This window comes from Citrobacter sp. Cpo100, from assembly GCF_030332595.1.
Classification (GTDB): domain Bacteria; phylum Pseudomonadota; class Gammaproteobacteria; order Enterobacterales; family Enterobacteriaceae; genus Citrobacter; species Citrobacter portucalensis.
This window is the reverse complement of record NZ_JAOWHM010000037.1, coordinates 1,395,108-1,412,525: the sequence shown is the minus strand read 5'-3', so window position 1 is coordinate 1,412,525 and position 17,418 is coordinate 1,395,108. Positions and strand designations below refer to the sequence as shown.

Annotated in this window: 16 protein-coding genes and 4 pseudogenes; 8 read left to right on the top strand and 12 right to left on the bottom strand. The window is 52.3% G+C overall.

What is annotated here, in order from left to right:
* From OGX96_RS22640 to OGX96_RS22550, 6 genes and pseudogenes are all read left to right on the top strand, one after another.
* A partial coding sequence (locus tag OGX96_RS22640; RefSeq protein WP_353622035.1) for an RHS repeat-associated core domain-containing protein occupies positions 1-564 on the top strand: 564 nt, incomplete at its 5' end.
* On the top strand, positions 561-947 hold the full coding sequence (locus OGX96_RS22570; protein WP_050592484.1) for an ankyrin repeat domain-containing protein: 387 nt from the start codon (positions 561-563) through the stop codon (positions 945-947). The genes OGX96_RS22640 and OGX96_RS22570, both read left to right, overlap by 4 nt.
* 7 nt (positions 948-954) lie before the next feature.
* A pseudogene (locus tag OGX96_RS22565) lies at positions 955-1,533 on the top strand (RHS repeat-associated core domain-containing protein); the annotation flags it as partial.
* A gap of 660 nt (positions 1,534-2,193) precedes the next feature.
* Positions 2,194-3,105 (top strand): annotated as a pseudogene (locus tag OGX96_RS22560) (RHS repeat-associated core domain-containing protein); the annotation flags it as partial.
* 11 nt (positions 3,106-3,116) lie between these two features.
* Positions 3,117-3,365: a hypothetical protein gene (locus OGX96_RS22555; protein ID WP_008784112.1), complete on the top strand. Its 249-nt coding sequence runs from the start codon at positions 3,117-3,119 to the stop codon at positions 3,363-3,365.
* A 28-nt stretch (positions 3,366-3,393) separates the two neighbouring features.
* Positions 3,394-3,590 (top strand): annotated as a pseudogene (locus tag OGX96_RS22550) (RHS repeat-associated core domain-containing protein); the annotation flags it as partial.
* Positions 3,591-3,842: 252 nt separating this feature from the next.
* On the opposite strand, the pseudogene OGX96_RS22740 reads toward OGX96_RS22550, so the two are convergent.
* From OGX96_RS22740 to ybfF, 6 genes and pseudogenes are all read right to left on the bottom strand, one after another.
* Positions 3,843-4,190, bottom strand: a pseudogene (locus OGX96_RS22740) (IS3 family transposase); the annotation flags it as partial.
* Between the two features lie 103 nt (positions 4,191-4,293).
* A complete protein-coding gene (gene fur / locus OGX96_RS22540) occupies positions 4,294-4,740 on the bottom strand; it encodes a ferric iron uptake transcriptional regulator (protein WP_003022836.1) in 447 nt (148 codons plus the stop codon).
* Positions 4,733-4,819: a ryhB-regulated fur leader peptide gene (locus OGX96_RS22535; RefSeq protein WP_100247215.1), complete on the bottom strand. Its 87-nt coding sequence runs from the start codon at positions 4,817-4,819 to the stop codon at positions 4,733-4,735. Before OGX96_RS22535 ends, fur begins: the two co-directional genes overlap by 8 nt.
* A 210-nt stretch (positions 4,820-5,029) precedes the next feature.
* Positions 5,030-5,560 carry a flavodoxin FldA gene (gene fldA / locus OGX96_RS22530; protein ID WP_003022839.1) on the bottom strand — a complete coding sequence of 177 codons (531 nt, stop codon included), beginning with the start codon at positions 5,558-5,560 and terminating at the stop codon, positions 5,030-5,032.
* 155 nt (positions 5,561-5,715) lie between these two features.
* Entirely contained in the window at positions 5,716-6,003 is a 288-nt protein-coding gene (ybfE, locus tag OGX96_RS22525) for a LexA regulated protein (protein WP_003831362.1), read from the bottom strand.
* Between the two features lie 128 nt (positions 6,004-6,131).
* Complete coding sequence (gene ybfF, locus OGX96_RS22520) at positions 6,132-6,905, bottom strand: esterase (RefSeq protein WP_198801886.1); 774 nt, start codon at positions 6,903-6,905, stop codon at positions 6,132-6,134.
* A 194-nt stretch (positions 6,906-7,099) separates the two neighbouring features.
* Here ybfF and seqA point away from each other — a divergent pair, with 194 nt between their 5' ends.
* Together seqA and pgm are read left to right on the top strand one after the other, a co-directional pair.
* Positions 7,100-7,642, top strand: a complete 543-nt coding sequence (seqA, locus tag OGX96_RS22515) for a replication initiation negative regulator SeqA (protein ID WP_048214679.1) — start codon at positions 7,100-7,102, stop codon at positions 7,640-7,642.
* A 24-nt stretch (positions 7,643-7,666) separates the two neighbouring features.
* On the top strand, positions 7,667-9,307 hold the full coding sequence (gene pgm / locus OGX96_RS22510; protein ID WP_008784117.1) for a phosphoglucomutase (alpha-D-glucose-1,6-bisphosphate-dependent): 1,641 nt from the start codon (positions 7,667-7,669) through the stop codon (positions 9,305-9,307).
* A gap of 96 nt (positions 9,308-9,403) precedes the next feature.
* Here pgm and kdpE read toward each other — a convergent pair whose 3' ends face one another.
* Genes kdpE through kdpF form a run of 6 tightly spaced genes read right to left on the bottom strand, consistent with a single transcriptional unit; the run spans position 9,404 to position 17,185 of the window.
* Positions 9,404-10,081: a two-component system response regulator KdpE gene (gene kdpE, locus OGX96_RS22505; protein ID WP_048226088.1), complete on the bottom strand. Its 678-nt coding sequence runs from the start codon at positions 10,079-10,081 to the stop codon at positions 9,404-9,406.
* Positions 10,078-12,762, bottom strand: coding sequence for a two-component system sensor histidine kinase KdpD (kdpD, locus tag OGX96_RS22500; protein ID WP_198801887.1), 2,685 nt, complete (start codon positions 12,760-12,762; stop codon positions 10,078-10,080). The genes kdpE and kdpD overlap by 4 nt, the downstream gene beginning before the upstream one ends.
* A 10-nt stretch (positions 12,763-12,772) precedes the next feature.
* The gene (kdpC, locus tag OGX96_RS22495; RefSeq protein ID WP_286584218.1) at positions 12,773-13,339 is read right to left on the bottom strand and encodes a potassium-transporting ATPase subunit KdpC; all 567 of its coding nucleotides are present in this window, start codon (positions 13,337-13,339) and stop codon (positions 12,773-12,775) included.
* 8 nt (positions 13,340-13,347) lie between these two features.
* Positions 13,348-15,396 carry a potassium-transporting ATPase subunit KdpB gene (kdpB, locus tag OGX96_RS22490; protein ID WP_286584217.1) on the bottom strand — a complete coding sequence of 683 codons (2,049 nt, stop codon included), beginning with the start codon at positions 15,394-15,396 and terminating at the stop codon, positions 13,348-13,350.
* A gap of 20 nt (positions 15,397-15,416) precedes the next feature.
* Positions 15,417-17,096, bottom strand: coding sequence for a potassium-transporting ATPase subunit KdpA (gene kdpA, locus OGX96_RS22485; RefSeq protein ID WP_032942710.1), 1,680 nt, complete (start codon positions 17,094-17,096; stop codon positions 15,417-15,419).
* Complete coding sequence (kdpF, locus tag OGX96_RS22480) at positions 17,096-17,185, bottom strand: K(+)-transporting ATPase subunit F (RefSeq protein ID WP_001670793.1); 90 nt, start codon at positions 17,183-17,185, stop codon at positions 17,096-17,098. Before kdpF ends, kdpA begins: the two co-directional genes overlap by 1 nt.
* Between the last annotated feature and the right edge of the window lie 233 nt (positions 17,186-17,418).

Here is a 17,418-nt window from a genome sequence, read left to right as displayed (position 1 = left end):
ATCCGCCTGCCGGGCCAGCAGTATGACGACGAATCCGGACTGCACTACAACCGCCACCGGTACTACAATCCGGGACTGGGACGGTATAACACCCAGGATCCGATAGGGCTAAGAGGCGGGTTAAACCCCTATACCTACCCACTTAATCCGGTCACAGAGGTAGATCCACTGGGGCTGATAGTATGGATGGTAATTCCCGGCGTCTGCGCTGCGGGAGGATGTGAAGCAATACTTGTGGGATTGGGTTTGTCAGCCTCTATTGCAGGACAACAAATACAGGCTAATTCAGCTAATTCTTCAGGACAAAGTAACAGTCCGTCTTGGGATGGTGGAAGACAAAGTGAATATGAACACGCAAAAATGTTTTGTGATACTCCCCCACCTCCGGGAAGTAACGAATGTTCATCACTTTCAAAAAAAATAGATCACTCAAAGGAGTGTATCAATTTATATGAAAATTGGGATTCCAACTGGTTGCCAGGTCGTCATGATGAAAAGCTTGACGGCTGGCGACAGCGCTTGAATAATTTAAAAGAAGAACACAATAAAAAGTGTACAAAATGAAAAAAGCAAAGAAATTAAAAATTAAAAATTTGATTGATAGATATAAAGAACATGCCGAATTTTTAGGGATGGATCTTTTGGATGTCAATCAACCAGGCGCAGTAGACGACACCATGCTACATATTGCTGCCAGGAAAGGTAATATTGAAGACATATACATTTTGATATCAGTTGGTGCAAATGTAAACTCTATTGGTGACTTAGGGAATACACCATTACACCAAGCTGCAATGCGAGGAACACTTGATTCTGTAAAGGTCCTGCTAGAGCTGAATGCAAATCCTTTGATAAAAAATGAATTTGGACAAACAGCTGCGGATGTTGCCAGAATTGGAAAATATTTGGGTATATATGAACTAATTAAAGAACACATAAAGGAATAAAGCTACAGAGAAATCAGCAAGGGGAAACCGTCGTTGGCTGGCACCGTGCGGACTGACGCTGGAGAGAAAAGTTCATCTGTACCACTGCTACCTTCCGCTGGTGCTGATTGACGTAAACGGGAAGATTGCCTGGTAGACAGAGTATGACGAATGGGGTTAATGTGCTGCGGGAGGATAATCCGGACAATCTGGATCAGTTAATACGGCTGCCAGGACAGCAGGAGGATAAGGAGACAGGATTGTATTACAACCGCCACCGCTACTACAATCCGGGGCAGGGAAGTATATCACCCAGGACCCGATTGGGCTGGAGGGGGGATGGAATTTATATAGCTACGTATTTAATAATCCGGTGAAATTTATTGATCCCAGAGGACTGGATATTTGGTTTGAAGGCGCGGCACCAAGTGAGCCAGATCTCCATCAAAGTGTAAATATTGGTGATCCAAATGGCGTTTATGATTCGTATAGCTATGGGATGAGTGACTTCCCGCACGGAGAGGTTTATAAGGATGTATCACATGGAGGGGTAATAGTCGATTATAAAAAACAAATGCTGAACAAGACAAAATCTTTAAGGGGATGATGGATAAGAAAATTGGGGAGCGAAGCTACTATGGGTATGATGATATTTGTCGTAGCAGGAGCCAACGTCAGTTCAAATCTGCTCCTGGTAAATCTGCTACTCCACCAGAAAGAAAAGGAGCTATTACTACAATGGGTGTAGGGGCATCATCATCAAGGGGAAGCAGTACTACAACAAATAGTGGAACATCACAGTGAAAACTTTATTTTTTTGCATAGGATTAATTTTATCCATCATTGCCTTAATAGTGATTAACGTAACTGCTATTAATGATAATGTGTATCATAAATTATTCGTTATCGCAATAATATGTGTTGTAATATCAGTTATTATATCTCTGTCATTATATTCAGATGGAGGATGGTTGCGTTATTGCTCATTTGCATTTTTAATTAGTGGTGCATATGTCATCTATAACATAGTTTGTCGCTGTTTTTATAGCAATTAGAATAATGAAGATGATCTGTCCGGTTTACGACAAATTATCGTGCTATTAGGAAGGGATATGGATTGCATTATAACCATCACTGTTAACGTTACCCGCAACAGGGTAGGCAGGGCAAGATCACCGTGTGCCGTAGGCGGAAACGTATAGTGAGGGGTTCGTTGTACGGAGTATGCATAAGTTTGTGAAGAGATGGTGGAAGGTCCTCCGGGATCTCTGACGCGGCTGAACAGGCGAAGGCACAGCACCGGAGCCTGGCGGAGAAGCTGGCACTGAGGGCGATGCTGGACAGCCTGGAAGGAGAGCTGCGCGCCGGGGTTATCAGCGATGAAAACCGGCAGTGGCTGGCCGGGTGCGGCCTGACGCCGGAACAGATGGCGGCGCAGATGGAGCCGCTGCCGGTTCCGGAAAGGACGCTTCATCTGTACCACTGCGACCACCGGGGCCTGCCGCTGGCGCTGATAAGCCAGGACGGCGCCATCAGCTGGCGTGCGGAGTATGACGAATGGGGTAACGTGCTGCAGGAAGATAATCCACATAATCTGCAACAGCTTATCCGCCTGCCGGGCCAGCAGTATGACGACGAATCCGGACTGCACTACAACCGCCATCGGTACTACAATCCGGGACTGGGGCGGTATATCACCCAGGACCCGATTGGGCTGGAGGGGGGATTAAATCCATATCAGTATCCATTAAATCCGGTTACAGAAGTGGATCCGTTGGGGTTGTGGGCTTTCGCCATTCCGGCCATACTGGAAGGAATTAACTGGTTATTCTGGGGAAGTGCGGCAGCAGGCGGTACGGTGCTGGCAACATCCGGGGATTCAGAACAATCTAAAACAAAAACAGAACATTTAGCTAAATGTGAGGAAAAAAAGCCCTGCCCACCTTGTAAAACGATTAGTGGGGACATAGTACCACGTGGAACTATCGGATATCGTCATGATCTGGTCCCGCCAGGAAAGCCTCACCATCCATATACAGGCGACCATTATAATCTGTACAAAGCAAATCAGAATCCTAATAATTGTCAATGTTTTTGGAAAGAAAGTGGTGCTGCTGATGCTGCTAACGGTCTTCCACCTCCAACAGGTTCTATACCTATAGAACCATTTGCCCCTTAAAAGGATCGAGTATGAAGTATCCAGATGGTAGCAATATTTTACTAGGAGATATCGTTACTCTTGGGGGAGGTATGACCGGAGTCGTTGTTTGTCATTTTGAAAACGAAGAGTTTGCTAAAGGTTTTGATAAAGATGAATGGGGCGATTTTAAAACGGGGATAATGGTGAAATCTCCACAAGCTGGACTTGTATATTACGCAGAGGATTGTATTGATTTAACTCTGGTCAAGAGAGTTTCAGTACACTCAGGCGGAACCTGACTCGTGGGCGAGCATGGTGCGGGAAGACAATCTACAGCGGTTGTGCCAGTTCATAAGAATGCCGGGGCAGCAGTATGATGAGGAGTCGGGGCTGTATTACAACCGGCACCGGTACTACAGCCCGGGGCAGGTCGGTATATCACCCCGGATCCTATAGGGCTGGAAGGCGGTTTAAACTCGTATACATACCTGCTAAATCCTATTAGGAAGATAGATCCCTTAGGGTTCAATCATGGAATAGTATTAATATGGGGAACGCAACTACCGATCGCGCATCCCTTGGTTTGTGGATGGCTCAAAATAGAGCGTCTACAGATCAAATAGTTAAAGCTCTGGCGCCATTATCACCACCATCACCTATATCGAGAGAGTGCCGAGTCTCAAGGATAACCGCATTGGGTAGCGGTCTTTCTGGAAGCTACTCATATAATGAAAAAAATGGTGGGAGTGTATTAACTGGTACCCCTTCATCTGCAATCGGTTTACGATACTCACCCCGTAATCATTTTTCAGAATATTGATAACCGACTCAAAAAACTCAACTTTCTGGTTTGTCAGTTCAAGTTGTTCTTCAGGCTCCCTAGCTCTTTGCTCGGGTGTAAGCGGGACAATCGTCTGAGCCACAGGCTGTTTCCTCTTCACCTGGTCAGAAAGTCCGGTGATCCAGTCAAGCCGGCCCTAGACAAGAACGGTGGAGCGCCTCTGAATGCCGTATCGTTGCTGGGTCTGCTTATAGGTCATCTCACCTTTTTCGACCTGCTCAACGATGGCTATTTTAAAGGATAGAAGAAAATTACGTTGGGTGCGTTTGAACTCAGTTATCATCACGTTCTCCGGATTTAAGTCAGGAACGTATCAACGCTATTCAGGACGAGTCACGCCCATAAAAAAAGCCAACCGGAGGGTTGGCTTTTCAGAAAGCATTACATTATTTGCCGTCGTGGGCATGCTCATCTTCGCGGCAATCGCCTTCAGCGCAGTGGCCGTAGAGATAGAGACTATGGTTGGTTAAACGAATACCATGTTTAGCCGCAATCTCACGCTGGCGCGCTTCGATGGAATCATCGCTGAACTCGACTACTTTACCGCAGTCGAGACAGATGAGGTGATCGTGATGATGCTGTTGAGTCAGCTCGAAGACGGATTTACCACCTTCAAAATTATGGCGGGTCACGATACCGGCATCATCAAACTGGTTCAGCACACGATACACGGTCGCCAGACCAATTTCTTCACCCATATCGATCAGGCGTTTGTATAAATCTTCCGCACTGACGTGATGGTTATCCGGTTCCTGAAGAACTTCCAGAATTTTTAAACGAGGAAGCGTTACTTTCAGGCCAGCCTTCTTTAATGCGGTATTGTTGTCAGTCATGCGGAATCTGTCCTGTAGCTAAACGATTCACTTCATTAACAGAAGTGACAGAAATTGCACTTGAGATAATGCGTATCATTATAGAACTGCCATGGCTAAATGAAAACTGCAAGTCTCTGGCATATATTGTTAATCAAAACGTGGTATCGCCGACAAACACACTGTGCAACACCCGATTGGCATCCAGCCATTGTACAGGGTCAGACGAAAAAGTTACAAATTTGTAGCAATTATTTTGATTGGTTTTATCTATTGATGCGGCGCAGATGGAAATCTACGCCGCACGAAATCAGGCATTAATGATTTCGTCGAGGTGCAGCTCTTCAGAGATCTGCTTAACCCATTTTTCTACGCGTTCTGCTGTCAGTTCTGGCTGGCGATCTTCATCGATAGCCAGACCGACAAAGTGGTCGTCGTCAGCCAGGCCTTTAGACGCTTCAAAGTGATAACCCGCCGTCGGCCAGTGACCAACGATGGTTGCGCCGCGCGGTTCGATGATGTCGCGAATGGTCCCTAACGCATCACAGAAATATTCTGCGTAATCTTCCTGGTCGCCGCAGCCGAACAATGCAACCAGTTTGCCATTAAAATCAATGTCTTCGAGGGTAGGGAAGAAGTCGTCCCAGTCACACTGCGCTTCACCGTAGTACCAGGTTGGGATGCCGAGCAGCAGAATGTCATAACCTTCGAGGTCTTCTTTGCTGCTTTTTGCAATGTCATGAACATCGGCAACGTCTTTACCAAGCTGTTTTTGAATCATTTTTGCGATGTTTTCGGTATTACCGGTGTCGCTGCCGAAAAAGATGCCAGTGATTGCCATGAGTAAAATAACCTCTTGAAACTTATTGAAATGGTGGTGGCGCATTGCCCACGGATAAGGGCAATCATAGCAGAACAGTCAGGCATGCGGAAACAGCAAACACGCAGGACTGCACTCTGTGCTACACGATTTATGATTTAGAGCAAAAATTCAGACTATGCCTGACCGCGCAATGTGCTGAGTTGGGTCATCAGCATCTCTTCGATGAGTTCACTGCGACTCATGTTGCGCGCCTCAGCCAGCTCGTTCAGAGCGTCAACGGCATCAGCGTTCAGTTTCAGTTCGACACGCTTAAGCCCGCGAACTTTATCGCGTTTAAGCTGATTACGTTTATTAATACGTAACTGTTCATCACGCGAGAGCGGATTAGTTTTGGGTCGTCCCGGGCGACGCTCCTGCGCGAACAGATCTAATGTCGTACGGTCCGTTTGTTCTTTGGCCATGATCTTGGTGACTTCGGGGAAACAATCAGCCAGGCGTCTGCCCGGATGGATAGCGCGCCATAATACATCAGCAGGGGGGACACGCCAACGCCCACGCGCGTAATCGCGCGCAGACGCTGAGTTTTTAATCAGTTAACCTGTTCGTTCAGATAACGACGGATGGCGCGTAGCACCGCCTCCGGTTTTTCCGCATGCACCCAATGACCGGCTCCTGCAATAACATGCGCCCGAGCCTGTGGGAATTGCGCCAGCAGTTGTTCGCGATACGCTTCGGTTACATACGGTGAGTTGCCGCCAGGGATAAACAGCGCCGGGTGCTCCCATGCAGGAATGGTTTCCCAACCGACGATATGAGGATACTGATCCCACAGCACGGGAACGTTAAAACGCCATTCGCCGTCGACGAAAGATTTCAGCAGAAACTGGATTACGCCTTCCTCATGCAGATGTTGACGCATGACGCTGGCCGCCTGCTGACGCGAAGTGGCCTGGGCATCGGTTACGGCATTAATAGCGGTAAAGATCGCATCGTGACGGCGAACATGATAGTCGACCGGAGCAATATCAATGGCCACCAGTCGATCGATACGATCAGGAGCCAGTGCGGTTAACGCCATGACGGCTTTTCCCCCCATCGAGTGACCAATAAAGGTCGCCTTTTCTATTTGCTGAGCGTCCAACGTATCCAGCAAATCTTGCGCCATGGCCGGATAATTCATCTCAGTGGAACGAGGGGAGAGGCCATGATTTCGCATATCGACCTGGATGATATCGTGATCGACCACCAGATCGCGCGCCAGGATCCCCAGGTTATCCAGACTGCCAAACAGGCCGTGAACCAGGACGATGGGAGAATTATTGTGCAGGTTTTGCGCAGATTGCGCTCGGATATTCAATTTCATGGCAAAGTTCTTTTTTTCACACTCACGGGTTAGGGTATCATGTTGACCATTCTGCCACATGGCTGCAACAACTACGGTTACTCTGAGTTTTGCTGGCCACCAGGCTTGACGCTATCCGCTGTTGGGATTTGCCTTTACACTACGTGTGTTTACCCCGACAACTTGTATTCAGCTAAACACTGCACTGGATTAAGATGAAAACGATTGAAGTTGATGATGAACTCTATAGCTATATTGCCAGCCACACCAAGCATATTGGCGAGAGCGCATCCGACATTTTACGGCGTATGTTGAAATTTTCCGCCGCATCACAGCCTGTCACTCCGGTAGTCAAAGAAGTCCGCGCTGTGCAACCTGTCGTGGAAGCTAAGCCGGTTAACCCCGTAAAAGATAAAGTGCGCGCGATGCGTGAACTGCTGCTGTCCGACGAATACGCGGAACAGAAGAAAGCAGTAAATCGCTTTATGCTGGTGCTGTCTACACTCTATTCACTGGATCAAAACGCGTTCGCCGAAGCAACGGAATCGTTGCATGGCCGTACGCGCGTTTATTTTGCAGCGGATGAACAGACGCTGCTGAAAAATGGTAATCAAACCAAACCGAAACACGTGCCAGGCACGCCGTACTGGGTGATCACCAACACCAATACCGGCCGTAAATGCAGCATGGTTGAACACATCATGCAGTCAATGCAATTCCCTGCGGAATTGATTGAAAAGGTTTGCGGAACAATTTAATCCTTGCATTAGAAGGACCAGGCAATGGCAATCCACAACCGTGCAGGTCAACCTGCGCAACAGAGTGATTTGATTAACGTCGCCCAACTGACGGCACAGTACTATGTACTGAAACCAACAGCAGGGAACGCTGAGCACGCCGTTAAGTTCGGTACGTCCGGACATCGTGGCAGTGCAGGTCGTCATAGTTTTAACGAGCCGCATATTCTGGCTATCGCTCAGGCGATTGCTGAAGAACGTGCGAAAAACGGGATTACTGGCCCGTGCTATGTGGGCAAGGATACCCACGCGCTGTCTGAACCGGCTTTTATCTCTGTACTGGAAGTGCTGGCGGCGAACGGCGTTGACGTCATCGTGCAGGAAAATAACGGCTTTACGCCAACCCCTGCTGTGTCGAATGCTATCCTGGTCCACAACAAAAAAGGCGGCCCGCTGGCTGACGGCATTGTGATCACGCCGTCCCACAACCCGCCGGAAGATGGCGGCATTAAATACAACCCGCCAAACGGTGGTCCGGCAGATACCAACGTCACCAAAGTGGTGGAAGACAGAGCCAACGCGCTGCTGGCTGACGGTCTGCAAGGCGTGAAGCGCATGTCACTGGACGCTGCGCTGGCATCTGGTCATGTAACAGAGCAGGATCTGGTTCAGCCGTTTGTTGAAGGACTGGCTGACATCGTCGACATGGCGGCGATCCAAAAAGCGGGTCTGACGCTGGGTGTCGATCCGCTGGGCGGTTCCGGTATCGAATACTGGAAGCGTATTGCTAAGCACTACAACCTGAACCTGACTATCGTTAACGATCACGTTGATCAGACTTTCCGCTTTATGCATCTCGACAAAGATGGCGCTATCCGCATGGACTGCTCCTCCGAGTGCGCGATGGCGGGCCTGCTGGCGCTGCGCGACAAGTTCGATCTGGCCTTTGCCAACGACCCAGACTACGACCGTCACGGTATCGTCACCCCGGCAGGGCTGATGAATCCGAACCACTATCTGGCGGTGGCGATCAACTACCTGTTCCAGCATCGTCCGCAGTGGGGCAAAGACGTTGCCGTTGGTAAGACGCTGGTGTCCTCGGCGATGATTGACCGCGTGGTGAATGATTTAGGGCGTAAACTGGTCGAAGTGCCGGTTGGCTTTAAATGGTTTGTTGACGGTCTGTTCGACGGCAGCTTTGGCTTTGGTGGTGAAGAGAGCGCGGGGGCATCTTTCCTGCGTTTCGACGGTACACCGTGGTCGACCGACAAAGACGGCATCATCATGTGCCTGTTGGCGGCAGAAATTACCGCAGTGACCGGTAAAAATCCGCAGGAACACTACAACGAACTGGCTGCCCGCTTTGGTGCGCCGAGCTACAACCGCCTGCAGGCAAGTGCGACCTCCGCGCAGAAAGCGGCGCTGTCTAAGCTGTCTCCGGAAATGGTGAGTGCCAGCACGCTGGCGGGCGACCCGATCACCGCACGTCTGACGGCGGCACCGGGCAACGGTGCTTCTATCGGCGGTCTGAAAGTGATGACTGACAACGGCTGGTTTGCCGCTCGTCCGTCCGGCACCGAAGACGCTTATAAAATCTACTGCGAGAGCTTCCTCGGTGAAGAACATCGCAAGCAGATTGAAAAAGAAGCGGTTGAGATCGTCAGCGAAGTGCTGAAAAACGCGTAAACCGTAGGCCGGATAAGACGCTAGCGTCGCTATCCGGTATGAATAAAAAAGCCGGATAGCTTTGTGCTGATCCGGCTTTTTTTATTCGGCTTAGATTCACGGCATAAACCGATAACCAATCCCGGTTTCGGTCAGAAAATGACGCGGACGCGCCGGGTCCTGTTCCAGCTTCTGGCGCAGGTGTCCCATGTAAATTCGCAGATAGTGACTGTGTTCGACGGCGTTTGGTCCCCAAACCTGATTTAGCAACTGGCGTTGCGTTAGTACCTTTCCGGCATTATTCAGCAGTACCGCTAACAGGCGAAACTCAATCGGCGTCAGATGAATCTCTTCATCACCACGATGTACGAGGCGGGCGGCGATATCTACTTTTACGTTGGAAAAATGCACCACCGGCTCGGGAGACGCGCCGCTGGCGTGGCGGCGCAATGCCACGCGTAATCGCGCCTGTAGCTCGCCAATACCAAAGGGTTTACTGAGATAGTCATCGGCACCGGCATCCAGAGCGGCGATTTTATCGCTTTCTTCGCTGCGGGCTGAGAGCACAATTACCGGTATCGCGCTCCATTGTCGCAGGTCACGAATAAAATCAATGCCGTCACCGTCCGGCAGACCGAGATCGAGAATGATGAGATCGGGTTTTCGCGTGGCGGCTTCCAGCAGACCACGTTGCAGCGTTTCCGCTTCATATACACGCAGACCATCGGCTTCCAGCGCGGTGCGCAGAAAGCGACGGATAGCCTGTTCATCTTCAACAATCAGTACGTTCGTCACATATCCTCATGAAAATCTTCAAGTTCAGGGGGGATTTCCTGGGGCAGTGTAACACGGAAACATGCTCCTCCCTGTGCGCGATTGTGGACGGAAATCGTACCGCCGTGCACGTCCACAATGGCCTGACAGATTGCCAGCCCCAGCCCAACGCCCGGTACCGATGACTCTTTGTTTCCCCGGGAAAACTTGTCAAAAACTCGCTGCTCCATACCCGATGGAATGCCGGGGCCATTATCCCAGACGTCCAGTTGCAGGTGCTCGCCATCGACGCTGGCATCAATACCGATTTGCGCCGCTGGACCTGCGTATTTAACGGCGTTTTCCAGCAGATTAATCAGCACCCGTTCAAAGAGTGGGCCATCGACGTGGATCAGCGTCAACGGTGCTGGTAGCGACAAATTAATAGGAGCAGAGAGTCCTGGCTCCAGCATCTGCAGGGCGCTGCCGACCACCTCTTCCAGTGTTAACCACTCCTTCTTAAGATTAAAGCCGCCAGACTGAATTCGCGCCATATCCAGCAGGTTATTAACCAGTCGGGTCGTATTAAGGACGTGCTGGCGAATCTCACTGGCCTGGCGCGCGTGCGGCGATCCTTCGCTTGCCAGATCCAACGTTAAGATCTCTGCCTGACCAAACAGCACCGTTAGCGGTGTACGTAAATCGTGGGAAAGGGCGGCGAGCAGCGCGTTGCGAATGCTTTCGCGCTCGCTGGCAAACCGGGCTTGCTCTTCGCTGGCAGTCAGCGTCAGACGCTCCAGCGCACTGGCGACCAGTAAAGTAAAAGTTTCCAGCAGGCGTTGCTGTTCGGGGATCATCAACTGGCGTAAATTTCCTGGTTCCACAACCAGCAGCCCATGCGTTTTGTCAGCACTTTTTAACGGTAGAATTTGATACGGCACACCTGGCAACGTGTCAGTACCTGCGCCAGCCGGTTGCCCTTTATCAAAGCTCCATTGGGCAATGGCATCATCCCACGGCGTCATGCCCTGTTGATGGGTGAGAGGGGCCAGCTTACCGTTCTCACCGGGCAGTAAAACCTGGCTGCGGGCCTGGAACGTTGAGGCAATAAACTGTTCGCTGGTGGCGGCAATATCTTGCTGACTACGCCCAACTGCCAGCGCTTTCGACATCTCATACAAATGGCGCGTACGTTGTTCACGATAACGGGCCACCCGCGCCTGATAACGCACTCCGGCGGTCAGATTACCAATAACCAGCCCTACCGTTAGCATCACGGCGAAGGTGAGCAGGTACTGGACATCGGAAACGGCCAGCGTGCCACGCGGAGCGATAAAGAAGAGATCGAAGCTGGCGACGTTAATAAAAGTTGCCAGCACCGACGGCCAGCGTCCGTAAAAGAGGGCGATAACCACCACGCCCAATAAATAGATCATCACCAGGTTGGCGGCGTCAAAGGCCATCAACCACTGCATGGCAATCAACGTAATGATGGCGCACAGCGCGACGGCAACCACACAACCCTGAATTTGTACCCGCCATTTATCCTTAAAGGTGCGGTTATCTGCAGTTTGTAGCACAGGGCGCGAAGGTGGCTCATCGAGCGCAACAATCATCAGGTCGAGATCCGGTGCGCGATGGGCCAGTTTGTCAGCAAAGGAATCACTGCGCCACCAGCGTCGCGTAGTCGGACGTCCTAGGACAATTTTTCCCAGATTATGCTCACGGGCGTAGCGGATTACCGCCTTGTCTTCAGCGGGATCGGAAAGGGTGGCAGTTTCTGCACCCAGCTCCTGGGCTAACCGCAGAGCGCTTAGGATTGCCCGGCGCTGTTTTTCGGGCAGTCGGTGCAGCGCTGGCGTTTCGACATACACTGCATGCCAGACGCTGCCGAGGCGCGCTGCCAGACGCGCGGCAGCACGCACCAGTTTTTCGCTGCCGGTATTGTGTCCAATGCACAGTAAAATGGCGTCACGGGTATGCCAGACTTTTTCTTCCCCCGGACGCCCTCGCCAGGCACGCATCTGATCGTCAACCCGATCGGCCGTGCGGCGCAGGGCCAGCTCACGTAGCGCGATCAAGTTCCCTTTGCGAAAGAAATGCTCGATGGCTCTTTCCGCCTGACCGGCGATATAGACCTTGCCTTCGTTCAGGCGTTGGCGCAAATCGTCGGGGGGAAGATCGACCAGCACCACATCGTCGGCGGCATCGAAAAAAGGATCGGGGACGGTTTCGCGAACCTGAATGCCGGTGACGCCGCTGACCACATCATTGAGGCTTTCCAGATGCTGCACGTTGACGGTAGTAAAAACGTCAATGCCGGCTTCGAGCAGTTCTTCAATATCTTGCCAACGCTTAGGGTGGCGTGAGCCAGGCGCATTACTGTGCGCCAGTTCATCCATCAAAATGAGCGCCGGACGGCGGGCCAGCGCCGCGTCGAGATCGAACTCGCTGATATGACGACCATGGCGCGTCTGTCTCTTTAGCGGTAGGATGCTGAGACCGTCCAGTAGCGCGGCGGTCTCTTTGCGTCCGTGGGTTTCCACCACGCCAATCAGCACATCTAACCCCTGCGCCCGCAGCCGCTGGGCCTCTGCCAGCATGGCCCAGGTTTTACCGACGCCTGCACACGCGCCGAAGAAAATTTTCAGTTTTCCGCGGTGCGGGGCAGCGGTCTGCTCCAGCAGGCGATCGGGGTCGGGGCGTAAGGGTTCGTTATGCATGTCCTTTTTCTCAGTGCTTATCCAGCGCTAAATTAAGTTCTACCAGGTTCACCACCGGCTGGCCGATAAAACTGACCAACGGCTTTTGCGTGTATTGTGCAACCAGGCGCGTGACTTCTTCAACGCTGAGGTTGCGAGCCTGCGCCACCCGGGGGATTTGCCAGGCCACCGCGGCGGGTGTCAGGTTGTTGTCCAGCCCGCTGGCAGAAGCCGTTACCAGCTCTACCGGAACGGCAGGATTTGCCTGCGGGTTGGCGGCACGCAGCGCGGCTATCCGGCTTTGCAGCTGTTTATCCAGTTCCGGGTTGCTGGCTGCCAGATTGCTGCCGCCTGAAGCCATTGGATTATAGGGCATTTCTGCTGTAGCAGACGGGCGTCCCTGAAAATAACCGGCCAAGGTAAAATGTTGCCCAATGAGCGCAGAGCCGCGAACGACCTGACGTTCACGCAGAAGCGAGCCGTTAGCCTGGTGGGGAAACCACCACTGCCCCAACGCGGTGGTCAACAACGGGTAAGCCCCGCCGGTGATAAGCATCAGGAAAATCAATGTTGATAATGCAGGACGTAATCCACTCATCTGAAACCTCACACCAGACCCAGCAGGGTCAGCAGTAAATCAATTGCTTTGATACCGATAAACGGCACAACCAGACCACCCAGACCATAGATCCACAAATTACGGCGCAGCATTGCGGATGCGGATAACGGTTTGTAGCTCACGCCTTTAAGCGCCAGCGGGATCAGAAAGACGATAACCAGCGCATTAAAGATAACCGCGCTGAGGATCGCCGAGTCCGGCGAATGCAGACCCATCACGTTAAGCGCATTGAGCTGCGGGTAGGTGGCGGCAAACGCGGCCGGGATAATGGCGAAATACTTCGCCACGTCGTTGGCGATACTGAAGGTGGTCAGCGAACCACGCGTCATCAGCATCTGTTTACCAATGTGCACCACTTCAATCAGCTTGGTGGGGTTAGAGTCGAGATCCACCATGTTGCCTGCTTCCTTCGCCGCCTGGGTCCCGGAGTTCATGGCGACCGCCACGTCGGCTTGCGCCAGCGCCGGGGCGTCATTGGTTCCGTCGCCGGTCATCGCCACCAGACGACCTTCCGCCTGATACTGACGAATCAGCGCCAGCTTGGCTTCCGGCGTGGCTTCAGCTAAGAAGTCATCTACCCCGGCTTCTGCCGCAATCGCGGCGGCGGTTAAACGGTTATCGCCGGTGATCATCACCGTTTTGATGCCCATTTTGCGTAGTTGGGCAAAACGTTCTTTGATTCCGCCTTTTACGATATCTTTCAGGGCAATCACGCCCAGTACGTGGGAGCCTTCGGCAACCACCAGCGGTGTAGCGCCTAGGCGTGCGACGTTTTCGACCTTCTGCTCCACGTCGGCAGGGAAGTGGCCGCCGTTGGCTTCGACGTGACGACGAATAGCATCGACCGACCCTTTGCGGATCATGCGGTTGTCGATGTTGATCCCGCTCATCCGACTTTGGGCGGTAAACGGTACAAAGGTGGCGTGTAGCGATTGCACGTCGCGAATACGCAGATTAAAGCGCTGTTTTGCCAGAATCACGATACTGCGGCCTTCAGGGGTTTCATCGGCCAGAGATGAAAGCTGCGCGGCGTCGGCCAGCGTTTTTTCGTCTACGCCCTGGGCGGGCAGGAAATCTGAAGCCTGGCGGTTACCCAGCGTAATGGTGCCGGTTTTGTCCAGCAGCAGTACGTCCACGTCGCCCGCGGCCTCTACTGCACGTCCGCTGGTGGCGATGACGTTCGCGCCCAGCATGCGGCTCATCCCGGCGACGCCAATTGCGGAGAGTAGCCCGCCGATGGTGGTGGGGATCAGACACACCAGCAGGGCAACCAGTACCGTGACGCTGACCGCGCTACCACCCCAGGCGGAAAACGGCCACAGCGTGGCGGTCGCCAGCAGAAAAACGATGGTCAGGGCTATTAAAAGGATCGTCAGGGCGATTTCATTCGGCGTTTTACGCCGCTGCGCGCCTTCAACCATGGCGATCATTCGGTCGAGGAACGTTTCACCAGGGTTCACGCTACATTCGATCACCAGCCAGTCGGAGAGGATGCGGGTCCCGCCGGTGACGGAGGCGAAATCACCACCGGATTCACGAATGACCGGCGCGGATTCACCGGTAATGGCGCTTTCATCCACCGATGCGCCACCTTCGATGACTTCGCCGTCACACGGGATAATATCGCCCGCTTCTACTAACACGATATCTCCTTTGCGCAAATCCTCCGCCGGAACGTGATCCATGGCGGCACCGTATTTCGGTTCGCGGAGTTTGCGAGCAAAAGCGGTTTTCTTCACTCCTTTCAGACTGTTAGCCTGAGCCTTACTGCGTCCTTCCGCCAGCGCTTCGGCAAAGTTGGCGAACAGAACGGTGACCCACAGCCACAGACTTATCGCGCCGGTAAACCACGGATTGCCTTGCATATGGCCTGTGGCCATTGCCAACGTTAACAGGGTTGTCAGCAGACTGCCCAGCCAGACGATAAACATCACCGGATTGCTCCACTGGGTATGTGGGCTTAATTTTTTCACGGCGTCCATCAGCGCCTGTGCGACCAGAGAGGGTTCGAACAGCGCCAGTTGCTTGCGACTCATAGTAATGTGCTCCGCATCACTCAGTGTAACGACAGGTATTCTGCGACCGGGCCAAGCGCCAGGGCAGGAACAAAGGTGAGGGCGCCAACCAGTAACACCGTACCGATTAACAACCCGACAAACAGTGCACCGTGGGTAGGCAGCGTGCCTGGACTTGCTGGCTGGATCTTTTTACTGACCAGCGATCCGGCAATTGCCATCACGGGGATGATCACGCCGAAACGGCCGAAGAACATGCACAGGGCCAGCAGACAGTTCCAGAACGGGCTGTTGGCGCTTAATCCGGCGAAGGCGCTGCCGTTGTTGTTCGCGGCAGACGATACGGCGTACAACACCTCACTAAAGCCATGTGGGCCAGGATTGAGCATGGCGCTGCGTCCGGCGTCGCTCATCATCGCTATCGCCGTACCGAGCAGCACCAGCGCAGGGGTGACCAGAATCGCCAGCGCGGTCATTTTCATTTCACGCACGTCTATTTTCTTACCCAGATATTCCGGCGTGCGACCAATCATCAGGCCCGCGATAAACACCGCCAATAACACGAACAGCAACATGCCGTACAGGCCCGAACCGACACCACCGAAGACCACTTCGCCAATCTGCATTAGCCACATCGGCACCATCCCGCCCAGCGCGGTGAAGGAGTCATGCATCGCATCGACAGCGCCGCAAGATGCCGCTGTCGTCACGACGGAAAAAAGACTCGTAGCCAGCACGCCAAAGCGGCTTTCTTTGCCTTCCATGTTGATATTACTGTCTGCACCGAATGCCATCAGGTGAGGGTTGCCTTGAACTTCGGCCCACATCACCACGGCTACGCAGACTACAAATATCAGCGACATGGCCCACAGCAGGGTCCGCCCCTGGCGACGATCGCCAACCACATCACCAAAGGCAAAACACAGCGCGGTAGGAATTAAGAAAATGGCCAGCATCTGTACCAGATTGGTCAACGCGGTAGGGTTTTCAAACGGATGTGATGAGTTAGCGTTAAAGAACCCGCCCCCGTTAGTGCCAAGCATCTTAATCGCTTCCTGTGAGGCGACGGGCCCCATTGGCAGCAGCTGTTTCACCCCTTCAAGGGTAGTAATGGGCTGATAGGGCAACACGTTTTGCAGCACACCTTGCTGAATGAAGAACAACGCAATGAGCAATGCAATGGGGAGCAGGATCCACAGCGTAATGCGAACCAGATCGACCCAGGCGTTGCCCAGCGTGTTCATACTCTGGCGAGTAAAGGCACGGGCCAGGGCAAAAATCACCGCAATCCCGGTTGCCGCTGACAGGAAGTTCTGCACGGTCAGCCCGACCATCTGGCTGAAGTAGCTTAAGGTGGTTTCGCCAGCATAGGATTGCCAGTTGGTGTTGGTGACAAAACTTACCGCCGTGTTGAGCGCCAAATCCCACGAAAGCCCAGGTAGCTGTTGCGGATTTAGCGGCAGCAGGTTTTGCGCCATCAGCATTGAAAACAGGACCAGCAACCCCAGCACATTGAGCGCGAGGATCGCCAACAGATACTGCCGCCAGTTCATCTCCTGCTGCGAGATGCCCAGACCGCGCCAGAGCAGATGTTCCACGCCAGCCAGGCCCGGCAGGGACGTATTATTGATCAGCCGAGCCAAGCCAAAACCCAGCGGTCTGGCGATGATAAACAGTACCAGCAAGAAACTGGCAATGAGTAAAAATCCTTGGGCCGCCATCAGAACGCCTCCGCATTAATCAGGGCATACACTAGATAACCTAATAATAAAAAGACCAGCACAATGCCGGTTATCACGCCTGCACTCACGGTGCACCTCCAGTGGCATAAATGTGATAACCAGAGCGTAGATTTTTGCTTGCAAAGATTTCGCAAAAATCAGTGGGAGGGGTGTAAAAAAAGTATAAAAATGGCAAAGACCATTATTTAACTAATGATTAGTATTAATTTAACTTTTATGTAACTTAATTACGGTTTTTAGCTAAACGGAGCATCAATAGATAAAAATAAGTGGTCGGATGAGTAGCAAAATTACACACAAG